General features: G+C 67.8%; 25 protein-coding genes. 1 reads left to right on the top strand and 24 read right to left on the bottom strand.

Going from position 1 to position 26,765, the window contains the following annotated elements; genetic code table 11:
* Positions 1 to 2 precede the first annotated feature (2 nt).
* The 9 genes from QF040_RS29375 to QF040_RS29335 all read right to left on the bottom strand — a co-directional run bounded on the left by QF040_RS29375 (position 3) and on the right by QF040_RS29335 (position 10,062).
* A complete protein-coding gene (locus QF040_RS29375; RefSeq protein WP_429613888.1) occupies positions 3 to 839 on the bottom strand; it encodes an acyl-CoA thioesterase in 837 nt (278 codons plus the stop codon).
* Between the two features lie 31 nt (positions 840 to 870).
* Positions 871 to 1,788 (bottom strand): alpha/beta hydrolase family protein, encoded by a 918-nt coding sequence (locus tag QF040_RS29370; protein WP_429613887.1) that lies wholly within the window; start codon positions 1,786 to 1,788, stop codon positions 871 to 873.
* Positions 1,789 to 1,944: 156 nt separating this feature from the next.
* Positions 1,945 to 3,141: an acetyl-CoA C-acyltransferase gene (locus tag QF040_RS29365; protein ID WP_429613886.1), complete on the bottom strand. Its 1,197-nt coding sequence runs from the start codon at positions 3,139 to 3,141 to the stop codon at positions 1,945 to 1,947.
* A 29-nt stretch (positions 3,142 to 3,170) separates the two neighbouring features.
* Positions 3,171 to 3,623: an endonuclease domain-containing protein gene (locus QF040_RS29360; protein ID WP_429613885.1), complete on the bottom strand. Its 453-nt coding sequence runs from the start codon at positions 3,621 to 3,623 to the stop codon at positions 3,171 to 3,173.
* Positions 3,624 to 3,636: 13 nt separating this feature from the next.
* Positions 3,637 to 6,042: a 3-hydroxyacyl-CoA dehydrogenase/enoyl-CoA hydratase family protein gene (locus QF040_RS29355; RefSeq protein WP_429613884.1), complete on the bottom strand. Its 2,406-nt coding sequence runs from the start codon at positions 6,040 to 6,042 to the stop codon at positions 3,637 to 3,639.
* A 98-nt stretch (positions 6,043 to 6,140) separates the two neighbouring features.
* Positions 6,141 to 6,575 carry a DUF2147 domain-containing protein gene (locus tag QF040_RS29350; protein WP_013539299.1) on the bottom strand — a complete coding sequence of 145 codons (435 nt, stop codon included), beginning with the start codon at positions 6,573 to 6,575 and terminating at the stop codon, positions 6,141 to 6,143.
* 40 nt (positions 6,576 to 6,615) lie between these two features.
* Complete coding sequence (locus tag QF040_RS29345; RefSeq protein WP_307601854.1) at positions 6,616 to 8,412, bottom strand: acyl-CoA dehydrogenase C-terminal domain-containing protein; 1,797 nt, start codon at positions 8,410 to 8,412, stop codon at positions 6,616 to 6,618.
* Positions 8,413 to 8,480: 68 nt separating this feature from the next.
* The gene (locus QF040_RS29340) at positions 8,481 to 9,176 is read right to left on the bottom strand and encodes a TetR/AcrR family transcriptional regulator (protein WP_429613883.1); all 696 of its coding nucleotides are present in this window, start codon (positions 9,174 to 9,176) and stop codon (positions 8,481 to 8,483) included.
* A 127-nt stretch (positions 9,177 to 9,303) separates the two neighbouring features.
* The gene (locus QF040_RS29335; RefSeq protein ID WP_429613882.1) at positions 9,304 to 10,062 is read right to left on the bottom strand and encodes an SDR family oxidoreductase; all 759 of its coding nucleotides are present in this window, start codon (positions 10,060 to 10,062) and stop codon (positions 9,304 to 9,306) included.
* A gap of 117 nt (positions 10,063 to 10,179) precedes the next feature.
* Here QF040_RS29335 and QF040_RS29330 point away from each other — a divergent pair, with 117 nt between their 5' ends.
* Positions 10,180 to 11,067 carry a LysR family transcriptional regulator gene (locus QF040_RS29330; RefSeq protein ID WP_307510737.1) on the top strand — a complete coding sequence of 296 codons (888 nt, stop codon included), beginning with the start codon at positions 10,180 to 10,182 and terminating at the stop codon, positions 11,065 to 11,067.
* A gap of 9 nt (positions 11,068 to 11,076) precedes the next feature.
* On the opposite strand, the gene QF040_RS29325 is transcribed toward QF040_RS29330, so the two are convergent.
* From QF040_RS29325 to QF040_RS29255, 15 genes are read right to left on the bottom strand one after another with little or no spacing between them, the layout of a single operon-like run.
* Positions 11,077 to 11,940: an isocitrate lyase/PEP mutase family protein gene (locus QF040_RS29325; protein WP_429613881.1), complete on the bottom strand. Its 864-nt coding sequence runs from the start codon at positions 11,938 to 11,940 to the stop codon at positions 11,077 to 11,079.
* Positions 11,937 to 13,352 carry an FAD-dependent oxidoreductase gene (locus tag QF040_RS29320; protein ID WP_429613880.1) on the bottom strand — a complete coding sequence of 472 codons (1,416 nt, stop codon included), beginning with the start codon at positions 13,350 to 13,352 and terminating at the stop codon, positions 11,937 to 11,939. The genes QF040_RS29325 and QF040_RS29320 overlap by 4 nt, the downstream gene beginning before the upstream one ends.
* Positions 13,349 to 13,966 carry a cysteine hydrolase family protein gene (locus QF040_RS29315; RefSeq protein ID WP_429613879.1) on the bottom strand — a complete coding sequence of 206 codons (618 nt, stop codon included), beginning with the start codon at positions 13,964 to 13,966 and terminating at the stop codon, positions 13,349 to 13,351. Before QF040_RS29315 ends, QF040_RS29320 begins: the two co-directional genes overlap by 4 nt.
* On the bottom strand, positions 13,963 to 16,017 hold the full coding sequence (locus QF040_RS29310; protein ID WP_429613878.1) for a hydantoinase/oxoprolinase family protein: 2,055 nt from the start codon (positions 16,015 to 16,017) through the stop codon (positions 13,963 to 13,965). The genes QF040_RS29315 and QF040_RS29310 overlap by 4 nt, the downstream gene beginning before the upstream one ends.
* Positions 16,014 to 17,726, bottom strand: coding sequence for a hydantoinase B/oxoprolinase family protein (locus tag QF040_RS29305; RefSeq protein ID WP_429613877.1), 1,713 nt, complete (start codon positions 17,724 to 17,726; stop codon positions 16,014 to 16,016). The genes QF040_RS29310 and QF040_RS29305 overlap by 4 nt, the downstream gene beginning before the upstream one ends.
* Entirely contained in the window at positions 17,719 to 18,237 is a 519-nt protein-coding gene (locus QF040_RS29300) for a 3-isopropylmalate dehydratase (RefSeq protein WP_429613876.1), read from the bottom strand. Before QF040_RS29300 ends, QF040_RS29305 begins: the two co-directional genes overlap by 8 nt.
* On the bottom strand, positions 18,234 to 19,520 hold the full coding sequence (locus QF040_RS29295) for a 3-isopropylmalate dehydratase large subunit (protein WP_429613875.1): 1,287 nt from the start codon (positions 19,518 to 19,520) through the stop codon (positions 18,234 to 18,236). Before QF040_RS29295 ends, QF040_RS29300 begins: the two co-directional genes overlap by 4 nt.
* The gene (locus tag QF040_RS29290) at positions 19,517 to 20,473 is read right to left on the bottom strand and encodes a tripartite tricarboxylate transporter substrate binding protein (RefSeq protein ID WP_042580266.1); all 957 of its coding nucleotides are present in this window, start codon (positions 20,471 to 20,473) and stop codon (positions 19,517 to 19,519) included. The genes QF040_RS29295 and QF040_RS29290 overlap by 4 nt, the downstream gene beginning before the upstream one ends.
* 52 nt (positions 20,474 to 20,525) lie before the next feature.
* Positions 20,526 to 21,236 (bottom strand): ABC transporter ATP-binding protein, encoded by a 711-nt coding sequence (locus QF040_RS29285; RefSeq protein WP_429613874.1) that lies wholly within the window; start codon positions 21,234 to 21,236, stop codon positions 20,526 to 20,528.
* Positions 21,233 to 21,994, bottom strand: a complete 762-nt coding sequence (locus tag QF040_RS29280) for an ABC transporter ATP-binding protein (protein WP_429613873.1) — start codon at positions 21,992 to 21,994, stop codon at positions 21,233 to 21,235. The genes QF040_RS29285 and QF040_RS29280 overlap by 4 nt, the downstream gene beginning before the upstream one ends.
* The gene (locus QF040_RS29275; RefSeq protein WP_429613872.1) at positions 21,987 to 22,967 is read right to left on the bottom strand and encodes a branched-chain amino acid ABC transporter permease; all 981 of its coding nucleotides are present in this window, start codon (positions 22,965 to 22,967) and stop codon (positions 21,987 to 21,989) included. The genes QF040_RS29280 and QF040_RS29275 overlap by 8 nt, the downstream gene beginning before the upstream one ends.
* A complete protein-coding gene (locus QF040_RS29270) occupies positions 22,964 to 23,836 on the bottom strand; it encodes a branched-chain amino acid ABC transporter permease (protein ID WP_206177136.1) in 873 nt (290 codons plus the stop codon). Before QF040_RS29270 ends, QF040_RS29275 begins: the two co-directional genes overlap by 4 nt.
* A gap of 13 nt (positions 23,837 to 23,849) precedes the next feature.
* Positions 23,850 to 25,055, bottom strand: coding sequence for an ABC transporter substrate-binding protein (locus QF040_RS29265; RefSeq protein WP_306880522.1), 1,206 nt, complete (start codon positions 25,053 to 25,055; stop codon positions 23,850 to 23,852).
* Between the two features lie 21 nt (positions 25,056 to 25,076).
* The gene (locus tag QF040_RS29260; protein WP_429613871.1) at positions 25,077 to 25,859 is read right to left on the bottom strand and encodes a GntR family transcriptional regulator; all 783 of its coding nucleotides are present in this window, start codon (positions 25,857 to 25,859) and stop codon (positions 25,077 to 25,079) included.
* 53 nt (positions 25,860 to 25,912) lie between these two features.
* Positions 25,913 to 26,746 carry an AraC family transcriptional regulator gene (locus tag QF040_RS29255; RefSeq protein WP_429613870.1) on the bottom strand — a complete coding sequence of 278 codons (834 nt, stop codon included), beginning with the start codon at positions 26,744 to 26,746 and terminating at the stop codon, positions 25,913 to 25,915.
* Between the last annotated feature and the right edge of the window lie 19 nt (positions 26,747 to 26,765).

The following is a 26,765-nucleotide window of genomic DNA, read 5'->3' as shown; positions in this document are numbered from 1 at the left end:
TTCTATTCCTTGTAGTAGACGATCTGGTTCGAGGTGGCGAGCAACACGCCCCTCTCGCTCCACAGATGTGCCGTCTGGTCGAAGAATCCGTTGAAGAACTGCTGCCCCGCCGCGCGGCCCAGCAGGTAGCCCGTGCCGACCTCGGCCAGTTGCGCCGGCCCGGCGTGGAAGTAGGTGGTGATCGACACCGTGCCCGCCGGCACATGCTTGGCGCGGCGCAGCCACACCCGCGGATAGAACATGTCGCTCATCGCCCCGAGCGAGGCAAAGTCCAGCGGCCGCGGTTGCGCATCGCGCAGCCAGATGCGCGTTTCGCTGTGCTGCCGGCTCTCGTCCCACTTCGCGGGAATGCCGCCGCTGAAGGGGCGCATCTCGTACTGGTTGATCCACGCCACGCCCGACGGGCCGATGCTCATGCGCTCGACCGTCTCGGGCGCGGGCGCCTCGGGCATCGGCATGTCGCTCTCGCCCCAGGTGTCGCGGCGCGCGGCCGTCACCACGGTGGCGGTGGTGGTCATGTTCGGCGCGCCGCTCGCGCCGGCCTGCGTGATCTGCACGGTCCAGTGCTGGGTCGAGCGGTTGGTACGCACGGCCGTGGCCTGGATGTCGAACGCGCCGGCTTCGAGTGCGGCCGCGTAGTTGACGGTCAATGCGATCGGCGTGCCGAGCACGTCGGGGTGCCGCATCACCGACTGCAGCACCAGGGCTGCGGTGGTGCCGCCGAAGGGACCGACCATGTTCCAGTAGTCGGGGCTGGTCATGCCCGTGAAGTGGCCCACGCGGATGTCGCTGTGATGCAGGGCCAGGGCTTTGTCGAAGGGGTGTTGCGTGCTGCTCATGGTGCTTGCAGTGTGCCTCCGGTGGATGGCGTCACGCAGTCGTGTGCGGGACGTTGGCGTGCTGCACCGCCGCAGGCGCGGCAGGTGCGGTAAGGGCCGCCAGCCGGTGCAGCTTGTCGACCATGCCCGGCCACAGGCTCTGGCTGAACTGCTCGCGGAAAAAGCCGAAGTGGCCGATGCGCCGCGCCTGCACATCCGCCGGTGCGATGCGCTCGACCGCACTCGGGGCGCCCGCATAGAAGCTCACCAGGCTCTCGGTGCCGGCGAGCGTCATCAATTCATCGTCGGTGATCGACAGCGCAAGCACCGGGAAGCGCACGCGCCCGTAGCTTCGCACCGCCGATTCGCCTTCCGCGCCGAGGCTGTAGCGCGGGTGAAGGCACCAGCGCCGCCATTGCAGGATCACCCCGCGCGGCAGGTCGCCCACCTTCTTGAGCTTGCGGCCCGGAAAGTAGCCGCACAGCCGCGTGACCAGCGGCACGAGCACGAACCAGAAGTAGAGGATGCTGCGCCGAAGCTTCGGCGCGTTCTCGCGCCAGTAGCCGCTGCCGGCCGCGATGCTCACGAGGCCAGCGACCTGCTCGGGACGTTGCAGAAAGCCCGGCAGTTGCGCGCCGAGGCTGTGGCCCAGCAGGTAGAGCGGTTCGTCGGGCAGCGCGGCCTTGGCAGTGTCGATCACCGCTTCGTAGTCGCGCGCCCAGTCGAACAGGTCGGCCTTGAAGCCGCGCAGCGGTGCGTTGCCGCGCGAGTCGCCCGAGCCCCGGTAATCGAAGGTCCAGACGCGAAGGCCTTGGCCGGCGAGCCATTGCGCGAAGGGGTCGTAGAACGACTGGCGCACACCCATCGCACCGCCGATCACGATGCTGGCGCGCGGTGCGCCGGCGGGCTCGTAGCGGCGCACCGCCAGTTGCTGGGCGCCGCCATCGACCGGGAGTTGTTGCGCTTGCATGCGTTTGCCTCTTTCTTCGTTGATCGACCACCGGCCCGCGGCGCAGCGAGCGGGATGAGATGCAAGGCGCGGGTGGCGGGAAACCGGAGTGACCTGAAGGTCGTGAGGATTTCCCGACGGGCCCCGCAACGCCGCGGATCGCCCGCGCAGCAGCCGCTAGACGCGTTCGAAGATGCCCGCAGCGCCTTGGCCCATGCCCACGCACATCGTGACCATGCCGTACTTCAGGTTCTCGCGGCGCAGCGCGTGCACCACGGTCGCCGCGCGAATCGCGCCGGTCGCGCCGAGCGGATGGCCCAGCGCAATCGCGCCGCCCATCGGGTTGACCTTCGACGGATCGAGCCCCAGCGTGTTGATCACCGCGAGCGATTGCGCGGCGAAGGCTTCGTTGAGCTCGAACCAGTCGATGTCCTCGTGCTTCAGGCCCGCATAGCGCAACGCGGCGGGAATCGCCTCGATCGGGCCGATGCCCATGATGTGCGGCGGCACGCCCTTGCTCGCGAAGCTCACGAAGCGTGCGAGCGGCGTGAGGCCGTATTGCTTCACCGCCTTCTCGCTCGCCAGGATCAGCGCACCCGCGCCGTCCGAGGTCTGCGAGCTGTTGCCGGCCGTCACGGTGCCGCGCGCGGCGAACACGGTGCGCAGCTTGGCCAGGCCCTCGATGCTGGTGTCGGGGCGTGCGCCTTCGTCGAGGTTCACGGTGCGGGTCTTGGCGATCGACTCGCCGGTTTCCAGATCGGGCGAACGGTCGGTCACCTCGATCGGCGTGATCTCGTCCGCGAACTTGCCGGCCTTCTGCGCAGCCAGTGCCTTCTGGTGCGAGGCGAGCGCGAACGCGTCCTGCGCCTCGCGGCTCACCTTCCACTGCTGCGCGACCTTCTCGGCCGTGAGGCCCATGCCGTAGGCGATGCCCACATCGCCTTCGCGCTCGAAGATCGAAGGCGACAGCGAGGGCGAGTTGCCCATCATCGGCACCATGCTCATGCTCTCGACACCGGCCGCGATCATCACGTCCGCCTCGCCGACGCGGATACGGTCCGCGGCCATCTGCACAGCCGACAGGCCCGAGGCGCAGAAGCGGTTGACGGTGATGCCGCCGATGCTGGTGGGCAGACCGGCCAGCACCGCGCCGATGCGCGCGACGTTCAGGCCCTGTTGCGATTCGGGAATCGCGCAGCCGCAGATGATGTCTTCGATGGCCTTGGGGTCGAGGCCCGGCACGGCGGCAAGCGCCGCCTTCAGCGTGGTCGCGAGAAGGTCGTCGGGACGGTAGTTGCGGAAGTAGCCGCGATGAGACTTGCCGATGGGGGTGCGGGCGGCGGAGACGATGTAGGCGTCTTGGATTTGTTTCATGGCTTGAGATTCCTGGTGTCTTGTCTTGCTCATTCGCCCGATGGGACGACGGATTTCTGTCTTGCTCCCTCTCCCGCTTGCGGGAGAGGGTTGGGGTGAGGGCTGCCTTCCTGCAGTGCTTGCAGGACCCGTTCACGTACGGACTCCGTCTGCGTCAGCACTTCGTTGTTCCAGAACCGGAGCACGCGATAGCCTTGGCCTTGCATGAAGTGCGTTCGGCTCTCGTCGTACGCAGCAGCTTCCACGTGCTGCCCGCCATCCAGCTCAAGGATCAGCTTCGCTTCGAGGCACGCGAAGTCTGCGAAGTACGGGCCTATCGGGCGCTGGCGCCGAAACTTGTAGTTCGCGAGGCGGCGATCACGCAAGTGATACCAGAGCAGGGCCTCGGCATCGGTCGGGGTTTCGCGAAGGCTGCCCGCCCTCACCCTAGCCCTCTCCCGCTCGCGGGAGAGGGAACCGGACGTGTTGCGGTTCTCGCTCATGGTCCTTGCTCGCTCAGTTGCGCACCGGCTTCCCCGTACTCAACATCCCCATGATTCGCTCTTGCGTCTTGGGGTGCACGATGAGCGAGCAGAACGCCTTGCGTTCCAGCGTCATCAGGTATTCCTCGGTCACGAGCGAGCCCGCGTCCACGTCGCCGCCGGTGACCACGTTCGCGATCAGGCTGGCGATGTGGAAATCGTGCGCGCTGATGAAACCACCATCGCGCATGTTCACGAGCTGGCCCTTGATCGTCGCGGCGCCGCTGCGGCCCGCTACGCGGAAGGTGCGGCGCAGCGGTGCGCGGTAGCCGGCGTCGGCCATGGCCTTGGCCTGCTGCAGCGCCACGTAGAGCAGTTCGTCCTTGTTCGGCACGATCACGTCGCTGTCTAGCAGGTAGCCGAGCTTCTTCGAATCGAGCGCGCCCGTGCCGACCTTGGCCATGGCCGCGGCGGTGAAGCCTTCGGTGAGGAAGGGCAGCAGGTCGGTGCCCGTGGAAGCCGATGCGTTCTCTGCCGCACGGCGTGCGATGTAGGTCAGGCCGCCCGCGCCGGGGATGAGGCCCACGCCCACTTCGACCAGGCCGATGTAGCTTTCCATCGCGGCCACGCGCTTGGCCGAGTACACGGCCAGCTCGCAACCGCCGCCCAGTGCCATGCCGCGCACGGCCGAGACGACCGGCACGCTCGCGTAGCGGATCTTGAGCATCACGTTCTGCAGCTCTTCTTCCGCGCCCTCGACCGCGCCGATGCCGGCGACCACGAAGGCCGGCAGCATCGCCTGCAGGTCGGCGCCGACCGAGAACATCTCGTCAGGCGACCAGATCACCAGGCCCTTGTATTCGGCCTCGGCCAGTTCGACCGCGGCGCCCAGCGCTTCGGCCACATCGGGGCTGATGGCGTGCATCTTCGAATGGATGCTCGCGATGAGCACTTCGCCGTCGAGCGTCCACACGCGCACGTCGCCTTCGTCGCTGATGGTCGTGCCCGCGGTGTTCGCATCCGCGGCGTTCGCGCCGAGCACGCTCTCGGGGAACAGCTGGCGGTCGTGCACCGGCAGCTTGCGCTGCGGCACGAACTGGCCCTGCGATGCGCTCCACGAGCCTTCGGGCGTGTGCACACCGCCGGCCTTGGCCACGGCGCCTTCGAACACCCACTTGGGCAGCGGCGCGGTGCTCAGCGCCTTGCCGGCATCGATGTCTTCCTGAATCCACTTGGCGACCTGCGCCCAGCCGGCTTCCTGCCAGAGCTCGAACGGGCCCTGCTTCATGCCGAAGCCCCAGCGCATCGCATAGTCGATGTCGCGTGCGCTCTCGGCGATGTCGGCCAGGTGCACCGCGGCGTAGTGGAAACCGTCGCGCAGGATCGCCCAGAGGAACTGGCCCTGCGGCCCTTCGCTCTCGCGCAAGAGCTTCAGCCGCTCGCCCGCGGGCTTCTTGAGCATGCGGCCGTACACCTCGTCGGCCTTCGCACCGGCGGGCACGTATTCGCCGCTCTGGAGGTCGAAACGCAGGATGTCGCGGCCGACCTTCTTGAAGAAACCGGCCTTGGTCTTCTGGCCGAGGTTGCCCAGCTCCAGAAGCTTCGCGAGCACGGGCGGCGTCGCGAAGTTCGCGTAGAACGGATCGCTCTCGGCGTTCAGGTTGTCCTGCAGTGTCTTCACGACGTGGGCCATCGTGTCCAGGCCCACCACGTCGGCGGTGCGGAAGGTGCCCGAGCTCGCGCGGCCCAGCTTCTTGCCGGTGAGGTCGTCCACCACGTCGGGCGTCAAGCCGAACTTCTCGACTTCCTTCAGCGTGGCCAGCATGCCGGCGATGCCGACGCGGTTGGCGATGAAGTTGGGCGTGTCGTGCGCGCGCACCACGCCCTTGCCGAGCGTGCTGGTGACGAAGGCCTCGAGGTCGTCGAGCACCTGCGGCTGCGTGGTGGGCGTGTTGATCAGCTCCACCAGGAACATGTAGCGCGGCGGGTTGAAGAAGTGAATGCCGCAGAAGCGCGGCTTCAATGCTTCAGGCAATGCTTCGCTCAGCTTGGTGATCGACAGGCCCGAGGTGTTCGAGGCCAGGATCGAATGCTTGGCCACGTGCGGCGCGATCTTCTTGTAGAGATCGAGCTTCCAGTCCATGCGCTCGGCAATGGCTTCGATGACGAGATCGCACTCGCCGAGCTTGGCGAGGTCGTCGTCGTAGTTCGCCTGCTCGATCAGGCCCGCATCGGCCACGTCGCCGAGCGGCGCGGGCTTGAGCTTCTTGAGGTTGTCGATGGCGCGCGTGACGATGCCGTTCTTCGGGCCTTCTTTCGCGGCCAGGTCGAACAGCACGACGGGCACGCGCACGTTGACGAGGTGGGCCGCAATCTGCGCGCCCATCACGCCGGCGCCGAGCACGGCAACCTTCTTCACTTGAAATCGGGGATTTGTCATTGAGTTACTCGTTGTCTAACAACCGTTCGGGCTGAGCTTGTCGAAGCCTTGCACGCTCTGAACTGCCCTTCAACAAGCACAGGGCGAACGGGTTGGGTTTATTGCGCGCGTGTCCAGGTTTGGGTGCGCCAGAAGGGTCCGAGATAACCGCGCACTTCGAGCTTCTTGCCGCCGTCGATGGGCGTGAAGCTCGCGCGGTATTCCTTGCCGTTCTCGGGGTCGAGGATCTTGCCGCCTTCCCAGACGTCCTTGCCCTCCGCCTTCTTGCCGCCGCGGATGATCTCCAGGCCGGTGATGGGCTTGCCCTTGCGGTCGTCGCTGCATTCGTCGCAGGTCGCATCGGGCTTGGTGTCTTTCTTCAGCGACTTCTCGATGCGGCCGCTGAGCGCGCCGTTGGTCTCGGCGATGCGGATCTCGGCCTTGACCTCGCCGGTCTTGTCGTCGGCGTTGCGCCAGAGCCCCACGGGGGTGCTCTGGGCCATGGCCGTGACGGCGGTGGCGGCGAGGACGATGGCTGCAACGATCGATTTCATGAGCGGCTCCCGGGTTGGACGATGAGGAAGGACAGTGGCCTCAGGCCAGCGCTGCGTCGGTGTCCATCAACACCTTGCTGCCGGCACGCGCGGTGCGCATCAGCGTCGCGGTCTCCGGGAACAGCTTGGCGAAGTAGAAGCGCGCGGTCTGCAGCTTGGCGACATAGAACGGATCGGTGTTGCCGGCGGCGATTTCGCGCAGCGCGACCTGCGCCATGCGGGCGAACAGGTAGCCGAACACGAAGTGGCCGGCCACGCGCAGGTAATCCACCGCGGCGGCGCCGACTTCGTCGGGGTTCTGGAAGCCCTTGAAGCCGATCTCGGTCGTGAACTTGGTGAGCTGGTCGCCCAGCATCGCGATCGGGTTGATGAACTCGGCCATCTTCTCGTTCACACCTTCTTCTTCGACCAGCCGGGCCACGAGCTTGCCGAACTTCTTGAGCGACGCGCCGTTGTTGCCCAGCACCTTGCGGCCCAGGAGGTCCAGCGACTGGATCGTGTTGGTGCCTTCGTAGATCATGTTGATGCGGTTGTCACGCACGAACTGCTCCATGCCCCATTCCTTGATGAAGCCGTGGCCACCGAACACCTGCATGCACGAGTTGGTCGCGATGTGGCCGTTGTCGGTGATGAAGGCCTTGACGATGGGCGTGAGCAGCGCGACCAGTTCGCCCGAGTCCTTGCGCACCTTTTCGTCGGGGTGGTTGTGCTCCTTGTCGAGCAGCAGCGTGCAGAAGATCTGCAGCGCGCGGCCGCCTTCGGCATACGCCTTGGCCGTGAGCAGCATCTTGCGCACGTCGGGGTGCACGATGATCGGGTCGGCTTCCTTGTCCTTGGCCTTCACGCCCGAGAGCGAGCGCATCTGGATGCGGTCCTTGGCGTACGCCAATGCGTTTTGATAAGCCACTTCGGTAAGGCCCAGCGACTGGTTGCCCACGCCGAGCCGCGCGGCATTCATCATCACGAACATCGCAGCCAGGCCCTTGTTGGGCTCGCCGACCAGCGTGCCGGTCGCGCCTTCGATCACGATCTGTGCGGTGGCGTTGCCGTGGATACCCATCTTGTGCTCGAGGCCCGCGCAGAAGATCGGGTTGCGCTCGCCGAGCGAACCGTCGGCCTTCACCTTGAACTTCGGCACCACGAACAGGCTGATGCCCTTGCTGCCCTTGGGCGCGTCCGGCAGGCGGGCCAGCACCAGGTGAATGATGTTGTCCGTCATGTCGTGCTCGCCGGCCGAGATGAAGATCTTGCTGCCGGTGATGCGGTAGGTGCCGTCGGGCTGCGGCTCGGCCTTGGTGCGCAACAGGCCCAGGTCGGTGCCGCAATGCGGCTCGGTCAGGCACATGGTGCCGGTCCACTCGCCGCTCGTGAGCTTGGGCAGGTAGGTCTTCTTCTGTTCTTCGGTGCCGTGCGCCTTGAGCGCTTCGTACGCGCCGTGCGAGAGGCCGGGGTACATGGTCCAGGCCTGGTTGGCGCTGTTGAGCATCTCGAACAGGCACTGGTTCACCACGAACGGCAGGCCCTGGCCGCCGAAGGCCGGGTCGCACGAGAGCGCCGGCCAGCCGCCTTCGACGTACTTGGCGTAGGCGTCCTTGAAGCCCGTGGGCGTCTTGACCTCGTGCGTGGTCTTGTCGAGCACGCAGCCTTCTTCGTCGCCGCTGATGTTCAGCGGGAAGGTCACCTCGGCGGCGAACTTGCCGGCCTCTTCGATCACCGCGTTGATGGTGTCGGCATCGGTTTCGGCATGGGCCGGGAGTGCCTTGAGTTCTTCGGCGACGTTGAGCACTTCGTGCAGCACGAACTGCATGTCGCGCACGGGTGGGTTGTAGGTAGGCATCCGGGACTCTCCTGGTCGAAACTAAATTGAAAGAAGAAAAGGGGGAAAGCGAAAACGGTGCCGCGCGTTCAGCGCACGGGCTTGAGGCGCCGGCCGGCGGGCGCCGGTGCGGCAGCAGCGGGGTCCGCCGGCGCATCGGGCGTGGCGCTGCGCGCGAGGATGTTGTTGAAGCCGACAGTCGCGCGACCGATGGAGCCGGGCACCTGCAGGAAACGGGCTTCGTAGTGCAGCGCGAGGATGAGGCCATGGATCTCGAACGCGACCTGGCGCTCGTCGGCATCGGCGCGCAGATGGCCTTCGGACTGCGACTGCACGATGGCGCGCAGCACTGCGGCCTGCCAGATGCTGACCGACTCGACCAGCGCATCGCGCACGGGGCCGGGACGGTCGTCGAATTCGGAAGCGCCACTGATATAGATGCAGCCCGAGTCGATCTCGGTCGAGGTGCGCTTCATCCAGTTGGCGAACATGGCGCGAAGGCGCGGGAGGCCGCGCGGCGCCGAGAGCGCAGGAAAGAACACCTCCTGCTCGAAACGTGCGTGATACTCGCGCACCACCGAGATCTGCAGTTCCTCGCGCGAACCGAAGTGGGCGAAGACGCCCGACTTGCTCATCTTGGTGATTTCAGCCACCGCGCCGATCGACAGGCCTTCGAGCCCGATCTGCGCCGCCAGTGCCAGTGCGGCATCGACGATCACGGCCTTGGTCTGCTGGCCTTTCTGGGCGGCGCGGGCCGGCTTGGCGGGAACGGCATTGACAGACATCGTGAAAGCTCCGAATAAAACGAACGGTCGTTCTATTTTGCGGGAGCTTTGCACTTTTGGCTGCAAATGACCTTCTATTCCAGAAGGTTAAATGATGCGAAGCGGGGCCGCACCGGCCCCGCCCCGATCAGAAGTCCTGCGACACCGGCCGCACGACCACTTCATTGATGTCCACGTTCGCCGGCTGCTCCACCGCGTAGACCACGGCACGGGCGACCGCATCGGCCGGGATCTGGTTGGCGTCGTAGAACGCCTTCAGGCCGGCGGCGGCATCCGCATCGGTGCTGCCGAGCTTCAGTTCCGAATCGACCGCGCCGGGCGACACAATCGTGACGCGCACGCCCGAGTTGCCCACTTCGACGCGCAAGCCCTCGGAGATGGCGCGCACCGCATGCTTCGTCGCGCTGTAGACCGTACCGATCGGCGTGAACACCTTGATGCCCGCGATCGACGCGACATTCAGGATGTGCCCGCTGCCCTGCGCCTGCATGCGCGGCAGCACCGCGGCAATGCCGTAGAGCACGCCCTTGATGTTGACGTCGATGGTGCGGTCCCACTCGTCGACCTTGAGCTTCTCGAGCGGCGACAGCGGCATCACGCCCGCGTTGTTGACCAGCACGTCGATGCGGCCGAAGGTTTCGACCGTCGCGGCGGCGAGCTTTTCAAGATCAGTGCGCTTGGACACGTCGGTGGCGATGGCGACCGCTTCGCCGCCCGCCTCGCGGATCTCTGCAACGACCTTGTCGAGCCGGTCGGTGCGGCGTGCCGCGAGCACCACCTTGGCGCCGCGTGCGGCGAGGTGGCGGGCCATGGATTCGCCGATGCCGCTGCTCGCGCCGGTGACGATGGCGACCTTGCCTTGGATGTTGTCTTGAACGGATGTCATGGGAAATTCCTTTCGGGTGTGTTGAAGAAGTGCATGCAGTGTGGAAAATCCACGCGTTCCAGTAAATGAAACTCTGGCGACTTCAGAATTCCACATCCAGGAACAAGGCAACACACCATGTCCAACCGTCTCGAAGCCCTGCGCGTGTTCTTCACCGCCGCCGATGCCGCCAACTTCCGCGAGGCGGCCGTGCGGCTGTCCGTGTCGCCGCAGGTGGTGACACGCGCGGTGCGCGAGCTCGAAGAAGAACTGGGCGAGCCGCTCTTTCACCGCAGCACGCGCGGTGTGCAGCTCACCGATTTCGGCCGGCAGCTCGCGCAGCGCGCGCGCGCCGCGGTGGGCGGTGTCGACGCGCTGTTCCACCGCACCGACCGGCGCGCGCTGTCGCAGCACGCGGGCACGGTGCGCGTGACCGCGCCCAACGTGTTCGGCCGCCGGCTGATTCCGCAGGTGCTGGCGCCGATGCTGGCCGAACATCCCGGCCTGGTACTCGACCTGAGGCTGTCGGAGACCCATGCCGACGTGGTCGACGAGCAGATCGACATCGGGGTGCGCGCGGGTCCGATCCGCGATGCCCGCTTCGTCGCGCGCACCGTCGGCAAGATGCGCCTCTACGTGGTGGCGACGCCCGCGCTGATCGAGCGCACGGGCATTCCGAAAAGCCTCGATGCGCTGCCCGGCTTTCCGCTCACCGCGCTGATGGACCGCAGCTCGGGCCGCCCGTGGTCGTGGTTCTTCAGCAAGGGGCGGCAGATGCCGGTCGCCGCGCCGGCCTTCGTCACCGACGACGTCGATGCCGAGTGCGCCGCGGTGCGCGCGGGCCTGGGCTTCGGCCAGCTCGTGGGCCCGCTGGCCGAGCCGCTGCTGCAATCGGGCGAGCTGGTGGCGGTGCTCGAGGCCGAGGCGCCCGAGCCCTGGCCGATCCATGTCTACCGCTCGCAGCGCGCGCCGGTGCCGGCGCGGGTGCGGCTGGTCTACGACGCGCTGGTGAGCGCGCTGCGCTGAAGCGCGCGTTCAGTCGTACTTCTGCCCGGTGCGCATCAGCTCGGGCGTGCCGATCACCTCGTTGAGCGCATCGAAGTCCAGCATCTGCGGCCGCCACGGCTGCGTGGTGCGGTGCTTGTGCAGGCTCCCGTAGTAGCCCTGCAGCGTGTGCACCACCGCGCGCGCCGTGCCGCCCGGGAAGATCGCGATGCGAAAGCCGTGCTTCTGCAGCGCGTCCGCATCCTGGATCGGCGTCTTGCCGCCTTCGACCATGTTCACCAGCAGCGGCACGCGGTCGCCGAAGCGCTGGCAAGCGGCGTCCATCTGCTCGGGCGAGCGCAGCGCCTCGATGAAGAGCGCGTCCACGCCGCAGGCGAGGTACGCCTCGGCGCGGTCGAGCGCCGCGTCGAGCCCTTCGACCGCCACCGCATCGGTGCGCGCGAGGATCAGCGTGTCGCTCGATGCACGCGCGTCCAGCGCGGCCTTCAGCTTGCCGACCATCTCGCGCTCGGGCACCACGGCCTTGCCATCGAGGTGGCCGCAGCGCTTGGGAAAGGTCTGGTCCTCGATCTGCACCATCGCCGCGCCCGCACGCTCGAAACCGCGCACGGTGCGCTGGGTGTTGAGCGCGTTGCCGAAGCCGGTGTCGGCATCGACGATCACCGGCAGGCTCACCCGCTCCGTGATGCGCGCGAGCGTGTCGGCCACCTCGGTGAAGGTCGTGAGGCCGATGTCGGAGCGGCCCAGCCGCGTGTAGGCGATGGAGGCGCCCGAGAGGTACAGCGCCTCGAAGCCGGCCTGCTCGGCCACCAGGGCGCTGAGCGCGTCGTAGACGCCCGGCGCAAGCACGATGTCGTTGCGCGCGAGCCGGGTCTTGAAGGAAGGGTTCGTCATCTGGACGCTTTCGTCGAATGGACCAATGCGGCAACCGTGCGCGCCGCGATGTAGCCACCAGCCACGGCACTCAGCAGGCCGTTGCCGGAGAGATAGCCCCACACCGCATCGCCCGACACGCCGCCCGCCGCGCCACCGGCGGCGAGCAGGTTGGCGAAGGGCGTGCCATCGTGGCGCAGCACGCGCATGTCGGGCGCGGTGTCGAGGCCGCCTTGGGTGTGGAAGAGCGCGCCCGTCACCTTCACTGCGAAGTACGGGGCATCGAGTGCGCGTGCGAAGACGCGGCCGTCGGGAAGCGGCGCGCCGCCGCGCATCGCATCGAGCGTGGCCTGCAGAACCGCTTGCTCGCAACCGATGCAGTCCGCCAGCGCAGCCACCGATTCGCAGCGGCGCAAGGCGCCCGCCGCTTCGGCCTCGCAGAAGTCGGGAAAGCCGCGGGCCAATGCGAGCAGCGGCGCATCGAACACATTCCACGCGATGCCGCCCGGCTGCGCGAGCACATGCACTGCTGCTTCCGAGTAGCCCTGCGTCTCGTCGTGGAAGCGCCGGCCTTCGCAGTTGATCTGCACGCCGCCTTCCATCATCACGGCCCACGACATCAGCGCCCCTTGCGGTGTGACCCATGAGCCGTGGCCCTGGTAGCCGCCGAGGTCGCGCAGCCGCGCACCGAGCGATTCGCCCCAGAGGATCGCGCTGCCGTCGTTACCGGTGTGGCCGCCGAAGGTGGCCTCGGCCATCTCGGGCAACAGCGCGCGGACCATCTGCGCATTGCCGCCGAAGCCGTTGCAGGCGAGCAGCAGCGCGTCGCAGGCCAGGGTCTCGCGACTGCCGTCGGGCCGGGTGTAGTCGATGCCGATCACACGGTCTTCGGCATCGAGTACCAGCGTGTCGACCAGCGCCTGCGTCAGCACCGGAATGCCCGCGGTCTCGACGGCCGACTGCAATGCAGCCATCAGCGATGCCCCGGTCTTCTGCGGCAGCGCGTGCATGCGATGCACGCTGTGACCCGGATAGAGAAAGCCGTCGAGCAGCATCCACTTCAGCCCATGCCGCTCCTGCAGCGCATCGAGCGCCGGGCCGATGGAGCCCGCATAGGCCTCGACCAGCGCAGGCGCCGCGCGCCCGTGGGCCTTGGTCTGGATGTCGGCGGCAAAGCGTTCGGCGTTGTCGTCGTGCACGCCATGCGCACGCTGCGTGCGGGTGCCGGGCGCGGGAATGAAGCCCGAGGACAGCGCGGTCGATCCGCTCGGCAGCGCATCGCGCTCCAGCACCACGCATTCGACGCCCGCATCGGCCAGCATCAGCGCAGCCGTGAGCCCGCAGGCGCCGCCGCCGACGATGGCGACCGACACATGCGCGTCGGCCTCGACCCCTGACGCGCGGCGAATCTGGCGCGAGGGGCTGCCAGTCATGCGAGCGACGCGGTAAAGGCCGCGCAGTCCGTCACCTCGGCCACGTTGCGCATGTCGGCCAGCGAGGTCTGGTGGCGCTCTTCGCCGAAGGCCGCGCAGCCGTCGGCGAGCACCAGCGTGCGGTAGTCGCGCATGTGCGCATCGCGCACGGTGCTCGCGACGCCACCGTTGGTGACGATGCCGCAGACCGCGACCGTGTCGATGCCCGCGCGGCGCAGCACCCAGTCGAGCTGCGTGTTGAAGAAGGCGGAATACGCGACCTTGCTGACCGTCACGTCGATGAGACCGGCCAGCGCATCGACATTCGCCTGGCCCCAACTGCCGGGTGCGAAGTCGCCCTTCTTCAGGTACGGGCGCAGCGCCTTCAGATGCGGCGAGACCATCGGCTCGCCGCCTGCGTCGGGCCACAGCGTGAACTGGCTCGCGACCACCAGGCCGCCTGCCGCCTTGAGCGCACGCGCGACCTCGGCCACGCGTGCCGGCAACAGCAGCGCTGGCGGGTTGGTGTCGCCGCCGCGCGCATAGGCGCCGTTCGCATCGAGAAAATCGTTCTGCAGGTCGATGATTACCAGCGCCGTCTTCGCAGCAATGGGCTTCTTCGTCGTATCGCTCATGACAGCCTCACCAGCAGGTTGCCGTGCGCATCGACCTCGGCGTGGAAACCGGGTTCGAGCCACACGGTGGTATCGGCCTGCTCCAGGATCGCAGGGCCTTCGATGCGCGCGGCCACCGGCAGTTCGAGCCGCGCATAGCGCACGGCCTCGTGCCATTGGCCGTGGTGGAACACGCGCTGCGTTCCCAGTGGCGCGGTGCTGCCCTCCCCTTCGGGCGCGAGCACCTTCAGGTCGAACTTGGGCCGCACGCCGATGCGCGCGTAGCGCAGGTTCATCACGCGGATCGGAATGCCTTCGAGCACGCGACCGAAGGCGGCGGTATAGCTGGCTTCGAAAGCAGCGCGGATCGATGCGGCCGTGAGCGGCGCCTTGCCCGCATCGGCGAGCACCACGGGCAGCGTGTGCGTCTGGCCGGCGTAGAGCATGTCGAGCGCGATAACTTCGCGCACTTCGTCGAAGCGCACGCCCGAGGAGTCGAGGCGCTGCTGGCAACTGGCCGCCAGCTCGTCGATGCGGCGCTGCACGTCGCCCACGTCGAGTTCGGTCAGCGGCTTGTTGAGCGTCTGCACCGCGTCGTGGCGCATGTCGGCGATCACGCAGCCGAGCGCGGAAGTCACGCCGGGGTAGCGCGGCACGATGCCCGTGGCGACGCCGACCTCGCGCATCATCGCGCACACATGCAGCGCGCCGCCACCGCCGAAAGGCATGTAGGCGAAGCGGCGCGGATCGTGGCCTCGTTCGATGGAAACGAGGCGAATCGCACCCGCCATGCGCGCATTGGCCACCGTGAGAATCGCCTCGGCCGCCGCGTGCACATCGAGGCCCAGTGGGCGTGCAACGTGCTCCTCGATGGCCTGGCGCGACTTCTCCGCCTCGAGCGCCGCGAGCAAACCACCGCCGAGCGGACGGTCCGCCGCGATGCGCCCCAGCAGCACGTTCGCATCGGTCACCGTCGGCCGCATGTTGCCGCGCCCATAGCACGCCGGCCCTGGCACGCTGCCAGCCGACTCGGGGCCCACCTGCAGCATGCCGCTCGCATCCACCGAGGCGATGGAGCCGCCACCCGCGCCGATGGTCTCGATCTGGATCATCGGCGAGCGGATCACCATGCCGAACTCGATGGCGGTCTGCGCGGCCAATGCGGCCTCGCCGTTCGCCACCAGCGACACGTCGAACGAAGTGCCGCCCATGTCGCCGGTGATCGCGTTCGGAAAACCCGCCGCGCGTGCGATGGCCGCGCAGGCGATCACGCCGGCTGCCGGGCCCGAGAGCGCCGTGCGCACCGGCAGGTCGCTCGCGGTCTGGCGCGACATCACGCCGCCGTTGCTCTGCACCACCAGCAGTTCGCCGGCGAAGCCCTGGCCGCGCAGGTCGGATTCGAGCCGGCCGAGGTAGCTGCCCACCACCGGCTGCAGCGCGGCATTGAGCGTGGCGGTCGAGCAGCGCTCGAACTCGCGGATCTCGGGCAGCACTTCGCTGGCCGACGTGACGTGCGGGTTGGGCCACAGCTCGCGCACCGCGGCAACGGCGAGGCGTTCGTTCTCGGGGTTCGCGTAGGTGTTGATGAAGAACACGCACACGGCCTCGCAGCCGGCTTCGAGCAGCGAGCGTGCTTCGGCGCGCACCTGGTCCAGGTCGACCGCGGTGTGCAGCGTGCCGTCGGCCAGCACGCGCTCGTCCACCTCGCGGCGCAGGTCGCGCGGCACCACGGGCGTGAAGCTGCCGCGCAGGCCCCAGGTCTCGGGGCGGTCGCGGCGGCGCATCTCCAGCACGTCGCGAAAACCGCGCGTGGTGATGATGCCGGTGCGCGCCACCTTGCGTTCGAGCAGTGCGTTGGTGCCGACCGTGGTGCCGTGCACGATGGTGGCAATGTCGGCGGCCGAATCGGCCACGCGCGCCACGCCGTTCATGAAGCCGCGCGCTTCCTCGCCGCGTGTGGAGGGCACCTTGACGATGCGCGCCGTGCCGTTCGCCTCGTCGAGCACGAAGAGGTCGGTGAAGGTGCCGCCGACATCGACGCCGACGACAAGGGATTTACCGGAGGAAGTCATTCGGACGCTTTCTTCTTGCTGCTGTCGGTCGTCACATAGCCCATTGCGCCGTCTGCTTCGCGCTGCGGTGCGGGCCGCTCTGCCGCGTTGCCCCAGCCGCCGCCGCCGGGCGTTTCGAGCCGCACGCGCTCGCCGCGCGCAAGCTGGATGCCGCGCATCTTCGACACCATGGGTGGCGTGTGCCAGGTGCCTTCGTTCTCGTAGCTGAACCGGTTGACCGCACCTTCGCCGCCGCCCGCGATGCCCTTGGGCGGCGAGGTGCCGCGCTCGCCGAAGACGAACACCTCGGCGTCTTTCTCCAGCAGTTCGATTTCATACACGGCGCCCAGACCGCCGCGGTGCCGGCCGTCGCCGCCCGAATCTGCGCGCAGCGACCATTCGGTGAAGCGCACCGGATACGCGGCTTCGAGGATCTCGAGCGGCGGAATCGTCGCGGTCGAGATCGGCGCGTTGCCGTGCGAGAGGCCATCGCCACCCGAATGGCCCCCGTGCCCGCCGCCGAAGAAGCTGAACATCACCCAGCGCTGGCCTTCGCGGCCTTTGTCGCTGCGGTGGCCCGCGATCGACAGCGCGTTGATCGTGCCGTAGGCCTGTGCGACCGCACGCGTCGGGTCGGCCTGCGCGGCCGCGCTGAAGATCACGTCGATCATCCGCAGGATCGTCTCGGTGTAGCCACCGACCGGGCGCGGCCGCTCGCAACTGATCACCAGCTTGTCGGGAATGTTGAAGTCCACCGCGTCGAGCACGCCGGCATTGGCAGGCACGTCGGGGAACAGGTGCTTGAGCGCGACGTAGCAGGCCGCCACCGCAGTGGCGCGCGAGATGTTCACCGGCCCCGCACATTGCGGCGAGGTGCGCGAGAAGTCGAGCAGCAGCCGGTCGCCGGCCACCGTCATGTCGAGCGCGATGGTCAGCGGCTCGTTCGTGATGCCGTCGTTGTCCAGCACGTCCTCGAAGCTGTAGCGGCCGTCGGGCAGCGAGGCGATGTGCGAGCGCATCAGGCGCAGCGCGCGGCCGCGCAGTTCGCCCAGCGCGTTCAGCACCAGGTCGTCGCCATATTCGTCGAGCAGGCCGTTCAGCCGCTTCTCGCCGAGCTCCAGCGCCGCGAGCTGGCCGTTCAGGTCGCCCCAGAGGCTGTCGGGCAGGCGCGTGTTGGCCTGCAGGATGGCGAGCACGTCGGCATCGAGCACGCCATCGCGCACGATGCGCACCGGTGGAATCTGCACCGCTTCCTGCCAGCACTCGGTGGCGGCCGGGTTGTAGTTGCCGGGCACCGCGCCGCCCACGTCGTGCCAGTGCGCGGCCGAAGCCATGTAGCAATAGAGCTTGCCGTTGCGAAAGAAAGGCTTCACCAGCTTGAAGTCGTTGGCGTGCGTGCCGCCGTCGTAGGCGTCGTTGCTGATCCAGATGTCGCCGTCCTTCATGCCGCCGCGCGGCTCGGCCGCCTTGGCGGTGGCGCGCACCGCGAATGCCATGGCGCCGACGAACACCGGCAGGCCCGACTTGCCCTGCACCAGCGTGTCGCCGCTCGCCGCGTCGTAGAGACCGTGGCAGGCGTCGTGCGCCTCGGCAATGATGGGATTGAACGCGCTGCGATAGAGCGTGGCGTCCATCTCGTCGGCCACCTGTTCGAGGCGGCCGCGCAGCACGGCGAGCGTGACGGGGTCGATCGCTGTCGCGGTCGCTGCAGAAGAGGATGGGTCAGACATTGCTTGCTTTCTGGGAGGCCGGGGAGCCGCCACGCTGGCGTAACTGGTTCATCAATCCGCCGGCGCGGACCATGTCCATGAGGAATCCGGGCACGGGCTCGCAGGCCAGCCGTGCACCGCAAGGCGAGACGACGGCGGGCACCGTCGTGTCGAGGGCGATTCGGTCGCCCTCGTTCAGCGTCCCGGCCTCGGCGCAGGTCAGAAGCAGGAGGCCGAGGTTGAAGGCGTTGCGGAAGTACAGGCCGCTGTACGACGGCGCGATCACCGCCGCCACGCCCAGATGCACGAGCACCGCCGCGGCCTGTTCGCGCGAGGAGCCGATGCCGAAGTTGGGGCCCGCCACGATCACGTCGCCCGGTTGAACTTCGCTCGCGAACTCGGGGCGGATGGCTTCGAGGCAGTGCCTGGCGATGACGTCGATGCCGTGCTTCATCGCGTGGCCTGGCGCGAGCGCGTCGGTGTCGATGTCGGCGCCCAGGCGCCACACGCGGTGCAAGGTCTGGCCGTTCATGCGAGCACCTCGCGCGGGTCGGTCACGCAGCCGCGCAACGCAGCCGCCGCCACCGTGTAAGGCGAACCCAGGTAGACCTGCGCCGTCGGCGAGCCCATGCGGCCCTTGAAGTTGCGCGCGGTGGTGGAAATGACGGTGACGTCGTCACCCATCGGGTCGCCGTAGCCGGAGCACGCGCCGCACGCGGTGGGGAACAGTTCGGCGCCCGCCTCCATCAGCACCTGCAGCACGCCCTCCTCGCGCGCCGCTTCCTGGTCGCGGATGCTGGCGGGCGCCACGATCAGGCGGATGCCGCTCGCCACCTTGTGCCCGCGCAGCACCTGCGCGGCGGCACGCAGATCGTCAAGCTTGGCGCCGGTGCAGGCGCCGATATAGGCCACGTCGACCGGCGTGCCCACGTAGCGGCTCACGCCGTGCGCGTTGGCCGGGCTATGCGGCGCGGCGACGTAGGGCTCGAGCGTGGAGGCATCGAAGCGATGGTCCGTGAGTTCCGCGCCTTCGTCGGTGAACCAGGGTGCCATGTCGACGGGCGGTGCACCGGCGCCAGCCAGGAATTCGGCGGTGGTCGCATCGGGTGCGATCAGCCCGGCCTGCGCGCCAAGCTCGGCGCTCATGTTCGAAAGCGTCATGCGCTCCTGCATCGAGAGCGCCGCGACCGCCGGCCCCGCGAACTCGACCGCCTGGTAGCGCCCGCCGTTCATGCCGAAGCGGCCGATCATGTGCAGCATCATGTCCTTGGCGGTCACACCCGCGGGCAGCGCGCCGTTCCACCACATGCGGATGGTCTCGGGCACGCGCAGCCAGATTTCTCCGGTCACCATCACACCCAGCATCTCGGTGCTGCCGATGCCGAACATGTAGGCGCCGAACGCACCGCCCGTGGGCGAGTGCGAATCACCGCCCACGCACAGCATGCCCGGGCGGATGTGGCCGTGCTGCGGCACCACCACGTGGCAGATGCCCTGGCTGTCGTACACATGCGGCAGCTGCTGGTCGCGCGCCCAGTCGCGCGCGATGCGCACGATGCGGCGCGAGTCGTCGTCGCGCTCGGGCACGTAGTGGTCCATGACCAGCACCACGCGCGAGCGGTCCCAGATCTGCGCGCCCAGCTCTTCGAGCATGGGTTTGAGGCGACGCGGCCCCGAGGAGTCGTGGAACATCGCCAGGTCGACGCCGCAGGTCACGATCTCGCCCACCGACACCCGCTCGCGTCCGCTTGCGCGTGCGATGAGCTTCTGCGCCAGCGTCTGGGCTGGCGCGCGGGTTGGAGCCATCGAGGTCATTCCGGCTTGGCTCCCGAGAACTTGACCACCTTCGCCCAGCGCGTGATCTCGCTCTGCACGAAGGCGGAGAACTGTTCGGTCGAATTGCCGACCGGGATCGCGCCCTCCGTGTCCAGGCGCTGGCGCATGTCGGCCTGCTGCAGCGCATGGCGCGCGGCATCGCCGATCTGCTTGACGCGGTCGGCGGGCATGTGCGCAGGGCCGAAGAGGCCGAACCACGCGCTCGATTCGTAGCCCGGCAGCGCCTCGGCAATCGCCGGGACGTTGGGAAAGGCCGGCAGCCGCTTGGCCGTGGTCACGCCCAGCGCCTTGAGCTTGCCGGCCTGGATGTGCGCCTTGACGTTGCCCACGGCCGCGAACATCAGCTGCACCTGGCCCGCGAGCACGTCCTGCACGGCGGGCGAAGTGCCCTTGTAGGGGATGTTCACGATGTCCACGCCCGACTGCATCTTGAAGGCCTCGCCCGCCATGTGCAGCGAGGAGCCCACCGCACCGATCGCGAAGTTCAGCTGCCCCGGCTTGGCCTTGGCGAGCGCGATGAGTTCGCGCACGTCCTTCGCGGGCAGCGACGGGTGCGCGACGAGGATCGAGGGCGAGGTCGCCACGCAGGTGAGCGCGGTGAAGTCCTTCACCGGATCGAAAGGCAGCGTCGGGTAGAGCGTAGCGTTGATCGCGTGGCTGGTGAAGCTCATCAGGAGCGTGTTGCCGTCGGGCGCGGCCTTGGCCACCGCATCGGCGGCGATGTTGCCGCCCGCACCGGGGCGGTTCTCGACAATGACCGTGCGGCCGAGCGCCGGGCCCATGCTCACGGCGAGCGAGCGCGCGAGCGTGTCGGTCGAGCCGCCCGCGGGCGCGCCCACGAGGATGCGCACCGGCGCGTTGCCGATCTGTGCGAAGGCGCCGCCGGCCCATGCCGCGGCCAGCGACGAGAGGAGGATGTCGCGTCTTTTCATGTGTTGTGTCTCCGGGGGAATCGTGGGTTTTCGCGTGGGCGGTTCGCGGGAGTCAGAGCCCCAGGTAGGCGCGCCGCAGTTCGTCGCTGCCGAGCAATTCGGCGGGAAGGCCCGAGAAGCGCACGCTGCCGTTCTCCAGCACATAGGCGCGGTCGGCGATCTCCAGCGACTGGCCCACGTTCTGCTCGACGAGCATCACGGCGAGGCCGCCGTCGCGCAGCTCGCGGATCAGCGCGAACATCTCTTCGACCAGCAGCGGCGAGAGGCCGAGCGAGGGTTCGTCGAGGATCAGCAGCACCGGCTCGGCCATGAGGCCGCGCGCGATGGCCAGCATCTGCTGCTCGCCGCCGCTCATCGTGCCGGCGTGCTGCGCCATGCGCTCGCGCAGCCGCGGGAAGATGTGGAACATCTTCTCGACGTTGGCTGCGCGCCGCTCGCGGGCGCGGGTGAAGGAGCCGAGCTCCAGGTTCTCCAGCACGCTCAGGTTGGGAAACACCTTGCGCCCTTCGGGCACCTGGATGAGGCCGGCCTTCACCACGTCGCGGTAGTGCGCGCCGCTCAGGTCCTTGCCGTCGAAGCGCACCGTGCCGCCCCAGGCGGGACAGAGGCCGCAGACCATCTTGTTGAGCGTGGACTTGCCCGCGCCGTTGCTGCCGAGCAGCGCGACCATCTCGCCCGCGTTCACCGTGAGGTCGACACCGCGCAGCACCTCGACGCGGCCGTAGCCGCCGCGCAAGCCTTGAATCTCCAACAACGCGCTCATGCCTCAACTCCCGATGCGGCCTTGCGCAGCCGCGCCGCGGTGCCATGACCCAGATAGGCTTCGACGACCAGGTCGTCGGAGGTCACTTGCGCGGGGCTGCCTTCGGCAATCAACTGCCCCTGCGCGAGCACCCACACATGCTCGGCGAGGTTCATCACGGCTTGCATCACGTGCTCGATCATCAGCACCGTGACGCCGCTGTCGGCGATGCCGCGCACCACCGGCATCATCTCGGCGATCTCCTGCGGATTGAGGCCTGCGAGCACTTCGTCCAGCAGCAACAGGCGCGGCTTCGTCGCAAGCGCGCGCGCCAGTTCGAGGCGCTTGCGGCCGGCCACGGTGAGGTCAGACGCGGGCTTGTCGAGCTGCGGCGCGAGGCCCACGCGCAGCGCGACGGCCTCGGCGTTCCACAGCGCCTCGGCGCGGCCGCGCACATGCAGGTGCGCGCCGACCGCGATGTTCTCGCGCACCGTCTGCGCGGCGAAGGGCTTCACGATCTGGAAGGTGCGGGTCATGCCGAGCGCGGCGTTGCGGTGCGGCTCGCGGCCGGTGATGTCCTCGCCCGCGAAGCGCACGGTGCCGCTATCGGGCTTCAAGAAGCCCGACATCAGCGCGAACAGCGTGGTCTTGCCCGCGCCGTTGGGGCCGATCAGCGCGCTCAGGCTGCCCTCGCGCACCGAGAGGCTCACGTTCTGCACGGCCTTCAGGCCGCCGAAGGAGCGCGAGAGGCCGTCGATGGCCAGAAGCGCTTCAGTCATTGCGGCCTCCCTTCGGCTTCCACAACTGCCGCACCGACAGCCCGATGCCCGCGATGCCGCGCGGCACGAAGATGACGATGAGCACGAGCACCGTGCCGTAGATCACCATGTTGATGCCCGGCAGTTCGCCGAAGAGATTGCGTGTGAGATCCGACAGCACATGCAGCACGACCGCGCCGAGCACCGGGCCCCACATCGTTCCCATGCCGCCGACGATGGCCGCGACCAGCGCCTCGATCGACACAGCCGGGCCGTAGGCGATGCCCGCGTCGATGTACTGGAACACCTGCACGTAGAACGCGCCCGCCGCGCCCATGAAGGCGGCCGACAGGCCGATGGCTCCGAGCTTCACGCGGAACGGGTTGACGCCGACGGCGCGCGCGGCGTCTTCGTTGTCGCGCACCGCCTGCAGGTACGCGCCGAAGCGGCCGTTGCGCAGCCACCAGGTGACCAGCAGCGCCGTGACCACCATCGCGAGCACGACCCACAGATAGCCCGCACGCGAAGAGAACTGCAGGTTGCCCACCGATTCGCGCAGCGGCACCATGAGCCCGACCCCGCCGCCCGTGAAATCGACCGACAGCGCGAGGATGCGGAACACCTCGGCGAAGGCCAAGGTGACCAGCGCGAAGTACGAGCCCTTGAGGCCGTAGCGGAAGGTGAGCGCACCCATGAAGAGCCCGACCAGCGCCGCACCGACGATGGCCAGCGGCAGCGCGACCCAGGCGTTGATGCCGCCCTGCAGTTGCGCGATCGCCTGGATGTACGCGCCGGTGCCGAAGAACAGCGCATGCCCGAACGAGAACTGACCGCCGAAGCCGCCGAGGATGTTCCAGGCCTGTGCGATGAGCGTGGCGTAGAGCGCCATCATCACGAAGTTGAGCGTGACGCCCGACTTGGTGACGAACGGCACGCACGCGACCAGCACCGCGAAGAGCGCGATGCCCGCGAGTTGTTTGGTGCTCCCCTTCATGCCTTGGCCCCGAACATGCCCTGCGGCCTGAAGAGCACGACACCGATGAAGATCGCGAAGATGCCGATCTGCCCGAGCGATTCACCGAGATAAAGACCGCCGAGCGATTCGACGATGCCGACGAGAAAGCCGCCGATCAGCGCGCCCACGAAGCTGCCCATGCCGCCGAGCACGACGATGGTGAAGGCCACCAGCACGAAGCCGCCGCCCACCTGCGGATTGACGTAGTACGCCGGCAGCAGGAAGCAAGCGGCGGCGCCCAGGCATGCGAGGCCGATGCCGAAACTCATCGCGTAGACATGGTCCACGTCGATGCCCATGAGCTTGGCACCCTCCTTCTCCTTGGCGACCGCGCGGATCGCGCGGCCCAGGTCGGTGCGGCCCATGATCCAGAACAGGATGCCCGAGACCACGAGCGCACCCGCGAAGGCCACGAGCTTGGGCACCGCGATCATCGCGGGGCCGATCGCGACGGTGCTCAGCGAATAGGCGGTGTCGATGTTGCGCGTGTCGGACTTGAAGAAGAGCAACGCAAGGTTCTCCATGACGATGGCGATGCCGAGCGTGGCGAGCAGGATGTTCTCGTCCTTGCCGTGGCCCGCGCGGTTGATGACCACGCGCTGCAGCGCATAGCCGAGCGCGAACATGCCGAGCACGACGATGGGCAGCGCGAGGTACGGGTCGATGCCCAGCTTCTCTTTCAGGAAGTACACCGCGTACAGCGCCAGCATCAGGCTGGCGCCATGTGCGAAGTTGATGATGTGCAGGACGCCGTAGATCAGCGTGAGCCCCAGCGCGATCAGTGCGTACACCGCGCCCGTCGTCAGCCCGTTCAGGACCGACGGGAAAAGAATGCCGAAATCGAACATCCCGCCTTCCGCCTCAGGCCGCGCGCAGCGGGAACACCGGATCCACTTCGCGGTAGTCGCGCGGGATGATGACCTTGATGTCGTTCTTCACCACCTGCGTCATGAGCGGCTGCGCGCCTTCGTTCTGGCCGTTGACGAACTTGGTCGGGCCGTAGGGCATGAAGTGGTTCGAGAAGGTGCTCTTCTCCAGCGCATCGATGATGGCTGCGCGTTCCGTGGACTTCGCACGCTCCAGCGCATCGGCCAAGAGCCACATCGAGGCGTAGGTCATGAAGACCTCGTAGCTGAAGAACTGGCCCTTGGCTTCCACGCGCTTGCGCAGGTCCTGCGCGCGCTTGTCCTTGGGGTTGAACCAGTGGTTGCAGTCGATGATGCCGTTGGCCGCGTCCGGAAATTCCTTCACGAACTTGTAGCTCGACGCGGCACCGCCCAGCACCGAGAAGATCGCCTTGGGCACCACCTTCTGCTGCTGCATGGTGCGCACCAGGAGCGCGTACTCGTTGTAGTAGTTGGCCGGGATCACGATGTCGGGGTTGATCGACTTCATGCGCAGCACGATGTTGTTGAAGTCGCGCGTGGGGTTCGCGTGCTTCACCACCTCCTTCACCTCGAAGCCGTAGCCCGGCAGTTCGCGCGAGAGCAGTTGCGCGGTGCCGGCGCCGAAGAGCGACTCCTCGTGAATGATCATCACCGTCTTGGCCGGGTTGCCCGCGGCCTTGTTCAGCACCAGCAGGTTGGCCATGGCCACCTCGGTCGACTTCTTGTAGCCGGGGCCGAAGCGGAAGGTGTTCTTCAGGCCGCGCTCCACGATCTGGTCGGCCACGCCCACGTCGACCACGTGCGGCAGGTTGTACTTGGCCGCGGCCTGCGTGGTCGCCAGGCAAATGGCCGACGCATACGCGCCCACGATGGCCGAGACGCCGGCTTCGTTCATCTTCTCGACCTCGGCGGCGCCCGCCTGCGGCTGCGACTGCGCATCGCCCAGCAGCGCTTCGAGCTTCGCGCCGCCGAGCGACTTGATACCGCCCGCGGCGTTGATGTCCTCGATGGCCATCAGCGCACCGAGGCGGCACTGCTGCCCCGAGTAGGCGAGCGCACCGGTGACCGGATGCAGCACGCCGACCTTGACGGCCTTGGGCTGCGCGCCGGCCACGAGCGGGAAGGCAACGGCAGTCGCCAGGGCGGCGGACTGCGACACGAAACTGCGGCGGTTCTGCATGGTGGGCTTTCCTTTTTCTCTTCAGTTGAACTGGGCTGACACGTCTTTACTGACCCACACCTTCGCGTCGATGCTGCCCACGCGGGAGAGCTGCATTTCGTAGGTGTAGCGATCGGGGCGGTAGAAGCCGTGCAGCCACTGCACGGGCCGCTCGTCTTCGTCGTAGATGAGGCGGCGCACCGCGAGCAGGGCCGAGCCGACCGACACGTCGAGGTGCTGCGCAAGCACGTTGTCGGCCAGGCGCGCGGAGATCGTCTGGTGCGCGCGGCCCACCTTCACGCCCGACTCCTCCAGCAGCACGAGGATGGGCTTCTTCGAGAGCTCGCGGCGGCCGAAGCGGCGTGCGATCGTGTCGGGCACGTACGTGGTGATGTGCGAGAGCGGGCCTTCCTTGGTGGAGCGCACGCGCACCGCCTTCTGCACCGCATCGCCAAGCTGCAGTTGCAGCGCCTCGGCCACCTGCGTGGAAGCGGTGATGGTCGCGACCTCGATCACCTTCACCGAGGTGTGCAGGCCCATGGTGACGAGGTTCTCGAGCAGGCCGCGCAGGTTGGCGCGCTCCAGGTTCTTCGCGCCCGGCTGTTCACCGGCAGCCGGTGGTGGCAGCGCGCGCGTGCGGCGGCCGGGGTTGCGTGCGATCAGCCCTTCGGACGAAAGCTGTTCGAGTGCGCGGCGCACCGTGACGCGCGCCACGCCGAACTGCGCCATGAGCGCGAGTTCGCCGGGCAGGCCTTCCGCAAAGCGCCCCTCGTGCAACTGCTCACGCAGGACCAGATAGATCTGGTGGTACTTCGGCAAAGGCATTTGCGACATGCCTTTGATGTTTTTGCAGTTTCAATGTTCTGTCAATGGGACATTTAAAACCGAAGACCGCGCTGCCAGGCACCGGGGGTGAAGCCGAACTGGCGCGTGAAGATGCGCGTCATGTGGCTCTGATCGGAGAAGCCGCTGGCCGCCGCAGCCTCTGCGAGACCGGCGCCGTGGCGGATCAGGTGGCGTGCGCGTTCGCTGCGCTGCAGCACGAGCCATGCGTGCGGGGGCACGCCATACGCTTTCTCGAAGCGTCGCAGCACCTGGTAGGTGCTGAGCCCCGTCATCGCCGCGAGTTCGGCGAGCGTGGGCGGCGCGAGCAGTTCGTCGGCGAGGCGGTTGCGCACCTGCTTCACATCGGCGGATGCTTCGCGCGAAGGTGCGGCGGTGGAATGGTTGTCGCGCAGCAGGCCGCAGACTTCGGCCAGTGCCTCGTCGCAAGCGAGTGATTCGGCGCAGCGTGCATCGGGTGTCGCAATGCGCCAATCGTCGAGACGGATGAACAGGCGGCGCAGCGTGTCGCCGAGCCTTGCATCCTGGATGACGGGGCGCGTCAACGCCACATCGCCAGCCATGTCACCGTTCATGGCAGCCATCACATCGGCATCGAAATACACCATGCGCCAACGGCGCGACGGCCCGCCGAGCGGCTGGCCGTCGTGCACTTCACCGGGGTTGGTGGCGATCAGGTCGCCGGCATACGCATCGACCTTGCCTCGTCCGCTGGCCGAGCGCTGCGCGCCGTGCTCCAGCAGGCCCAATCCGTAGGTGGAATGCCAGTGCCGGCCGTAGTGGCGGGCACTCTCGATCGCGGTGCCGTGCACGCCCTCCCAGGGCGTGCCGAACACCTGCGATCGATGATGGTCCGGCGGCGCTTTCATCCGCCGGATGATCGCAGGG

The organism is Variovorax sp. W2I14 (genome assembly GCF_050435205.1).
Lineage (GTDB): Bacteria > Pseudomonadota > Gammaproteobacteria > Burkholderiales > Burkholderiaceae_C > Variovorax > Variovorax paradoxus_C.
Note: the sequence above shows the minus strand (reverse complement) of the source record. Positions and strands in the feature narration are given on the sequence as shown.

Excerpts from the sequence above, each read along its gene's own strand:
- QF040_RS29330 (WP_307510737.1), top strand. The coding sequence starts at position 10,180 with ATGTCCAACCGTCTCGAAGCCCTGCGCGTGTTCTTCACCGCCGCCGAT.
- QF040_RS29265 (WP_306880522.1), bottom strand. The coding sequence starts at position 25,055 with ATGCAGAACCGCCGCAGTTTCGTGTCGCAGTCCGCCGCCCTGGCGACT.
- QF040_RS29345 (WP_307601854.1), bottom strand. The coding sequence starts at position 8,412 with ATGCCTACCTACAACCCACCCGTGCGCGACATGCAGTTCGTGCTGCAC.
- QF040_RS29360 (WP_429613885.1), bottom strand. The coding sequence starts at position 3,623 with ATGAGCGAGAACCGCAACACGTCCGGTTCCCTCTCCCGCGAGCGGGAG.
- QF040_RS29340 (WP_429613883.1), bottom strand. The coding sequence starts at position 9,176 with ATGTCTGTCAATGCCGTTCCCGCCAAGCCGGCCCGCGCCGCCCAGAAA.
- QF040_RS29275 (WP_429613872.1), bottom strand. The coding sequence starts at position 22,967 with ATGAAGGGGAGCACCAAACAACTCGCGGGCATCGCGCTCTTCGCGGTG.
- QF040_RS29295 (WP_429613875.1), bottom strand. The coding sequence starts at position 19,520 with ATGACCTCGATGGCTCCAACCCGCGCGCCAGCCCAGACGCTGGCGCAG.
- QF040_RS29365 (WP_429613886.1), bottom strand. The coding sequence starts at position 3,141 with ATGAAACAAATCCAAGACGCCTACATCGTCTCCGCCGCCCGCACCCCC.
- QF040_RS29375 (WP_429613888.1), bottom strand. The coding sequence starts at position 839 with ATGAGCAGCACGCAACACCCCTTCGACAAAGCCCTGGCCCTGCATCAC.
- QF040_RS29350 (WP_013539299.1), bottom strand. The coding sequence starts at position 6,575 with ATGAAATCGATCGTTGCAGCCATCGTCCTCGCCGCCACCGCCGTCACG.
- QF040_RS29305 (WP_429613877.1), bottom strand. The coding sequence starts at position 17,726 with ATGTCTGACCCATCCTCTTCTGCAGCGACCGCGACAGCGATCGACCCC.
- QF040_RS29300 (WP_429613876.1), bottom strand. The coding sequence starts at position 18,237 with ATGAACGGCCAGACCTTGCACCGCGTGTGGCGCCTGGGCGCCGACATC.
- QF040_RS29280 (WP_429613873.1), bottom strand. The coding sequence starts at position 21,994 with ATGACTGAAGCGCTTCTGGCCATCGACGGCCTCTCGCGCTCCTTCGGC.
- QF040_RS29310 (WP_429613878.1), bottom strand. The coding sequence starts at position 16,017 with ATGACTTCCTCCGGTAAATCCCTTGTCGTCGGCGTCGATGTCGGCGGC.
- QF040_RS29260 (WP_429613871.1), bottom strand. The coding sequence starts at position 25,859 with ATGCCTTTGCCGAAGTACCACCAGATCTATCTGGTCCTGCGTGAGCAG.
- QF040_RS29255 (WP_429613870.1), bottom strand. The coding sequence starts at position 26,746 with ATGAAAGCGCCGCCGGACCATCATCGATCGCAGGTGTTCGGCACGCCC.
- QF040_RS29355 (WP_429613884.1), bottom strand. The coding sequence starts at position 6,042 with ATGACAAATCCCCGATTTCAAGTGAAGAAGGTTGCCGTGCTCGGCGCC.
- QF040_RS29325 (WP_429613881.1), bottom strand. The coding sequence starts at position 11,940 with ATGACGAACCCTTCCTTCAAGACCCGGCTCGCGCGCAACGACATCGTG.
- QF040_RS29285 (WP_429613874.1), bottom strand. The coding sequence starts at position 21,236 with ATGAGCGCGTTGTTGGAGATTCAAGGCTTGCGCGGCGGCTACGGCCGC.
- QF040_RS29315 (WP_429613879.1), bottom strand. The coding sequence starts at position 13,966 with ATGAGCGATACGACGAAGAAGCCCATTGCTGCGAAGACGGCGCTGGTA.
- QF040_RS29290 (WP_042580266.1), bottom strand. The coding sequence starts at position 20,473 with ATGAAAAGACGCGACATCCTCCTCTCGTCGCTGGCCGCGGCATGGGCC.
- QF040_RS29370 (WP_429613887.1), bottom strand. The coding sequence starts at position 1,788 with ATGCAAGCGCAACAACTCCCGGTCGATGGCGGCGCCCAGCAACTGGCG.
- QF040_RS29270 (WP_206177136.1), bottom strand. The coding sequence starts at position 23,836 with ATGTTCGATTTCGGCATTCTTTTCCCGTCGGTCCTGAACGGGCTGACG.
- QF040_RS29335 (WP_429613882.1), bottom strand. The coding sequence starts at position 10,062 with ATGACATCCGTTCAAGACAACATCCAAGGCAAGGTCGCCATCGTCACC.
- QF040_RS29320 (WP_429613880.1), bottom strand. The coding sequence starts at position 13,352 with ATGACTGGCAGCCCCTCGCGCCAGATTCGCCGCGCGTCAGGGGTCGAG.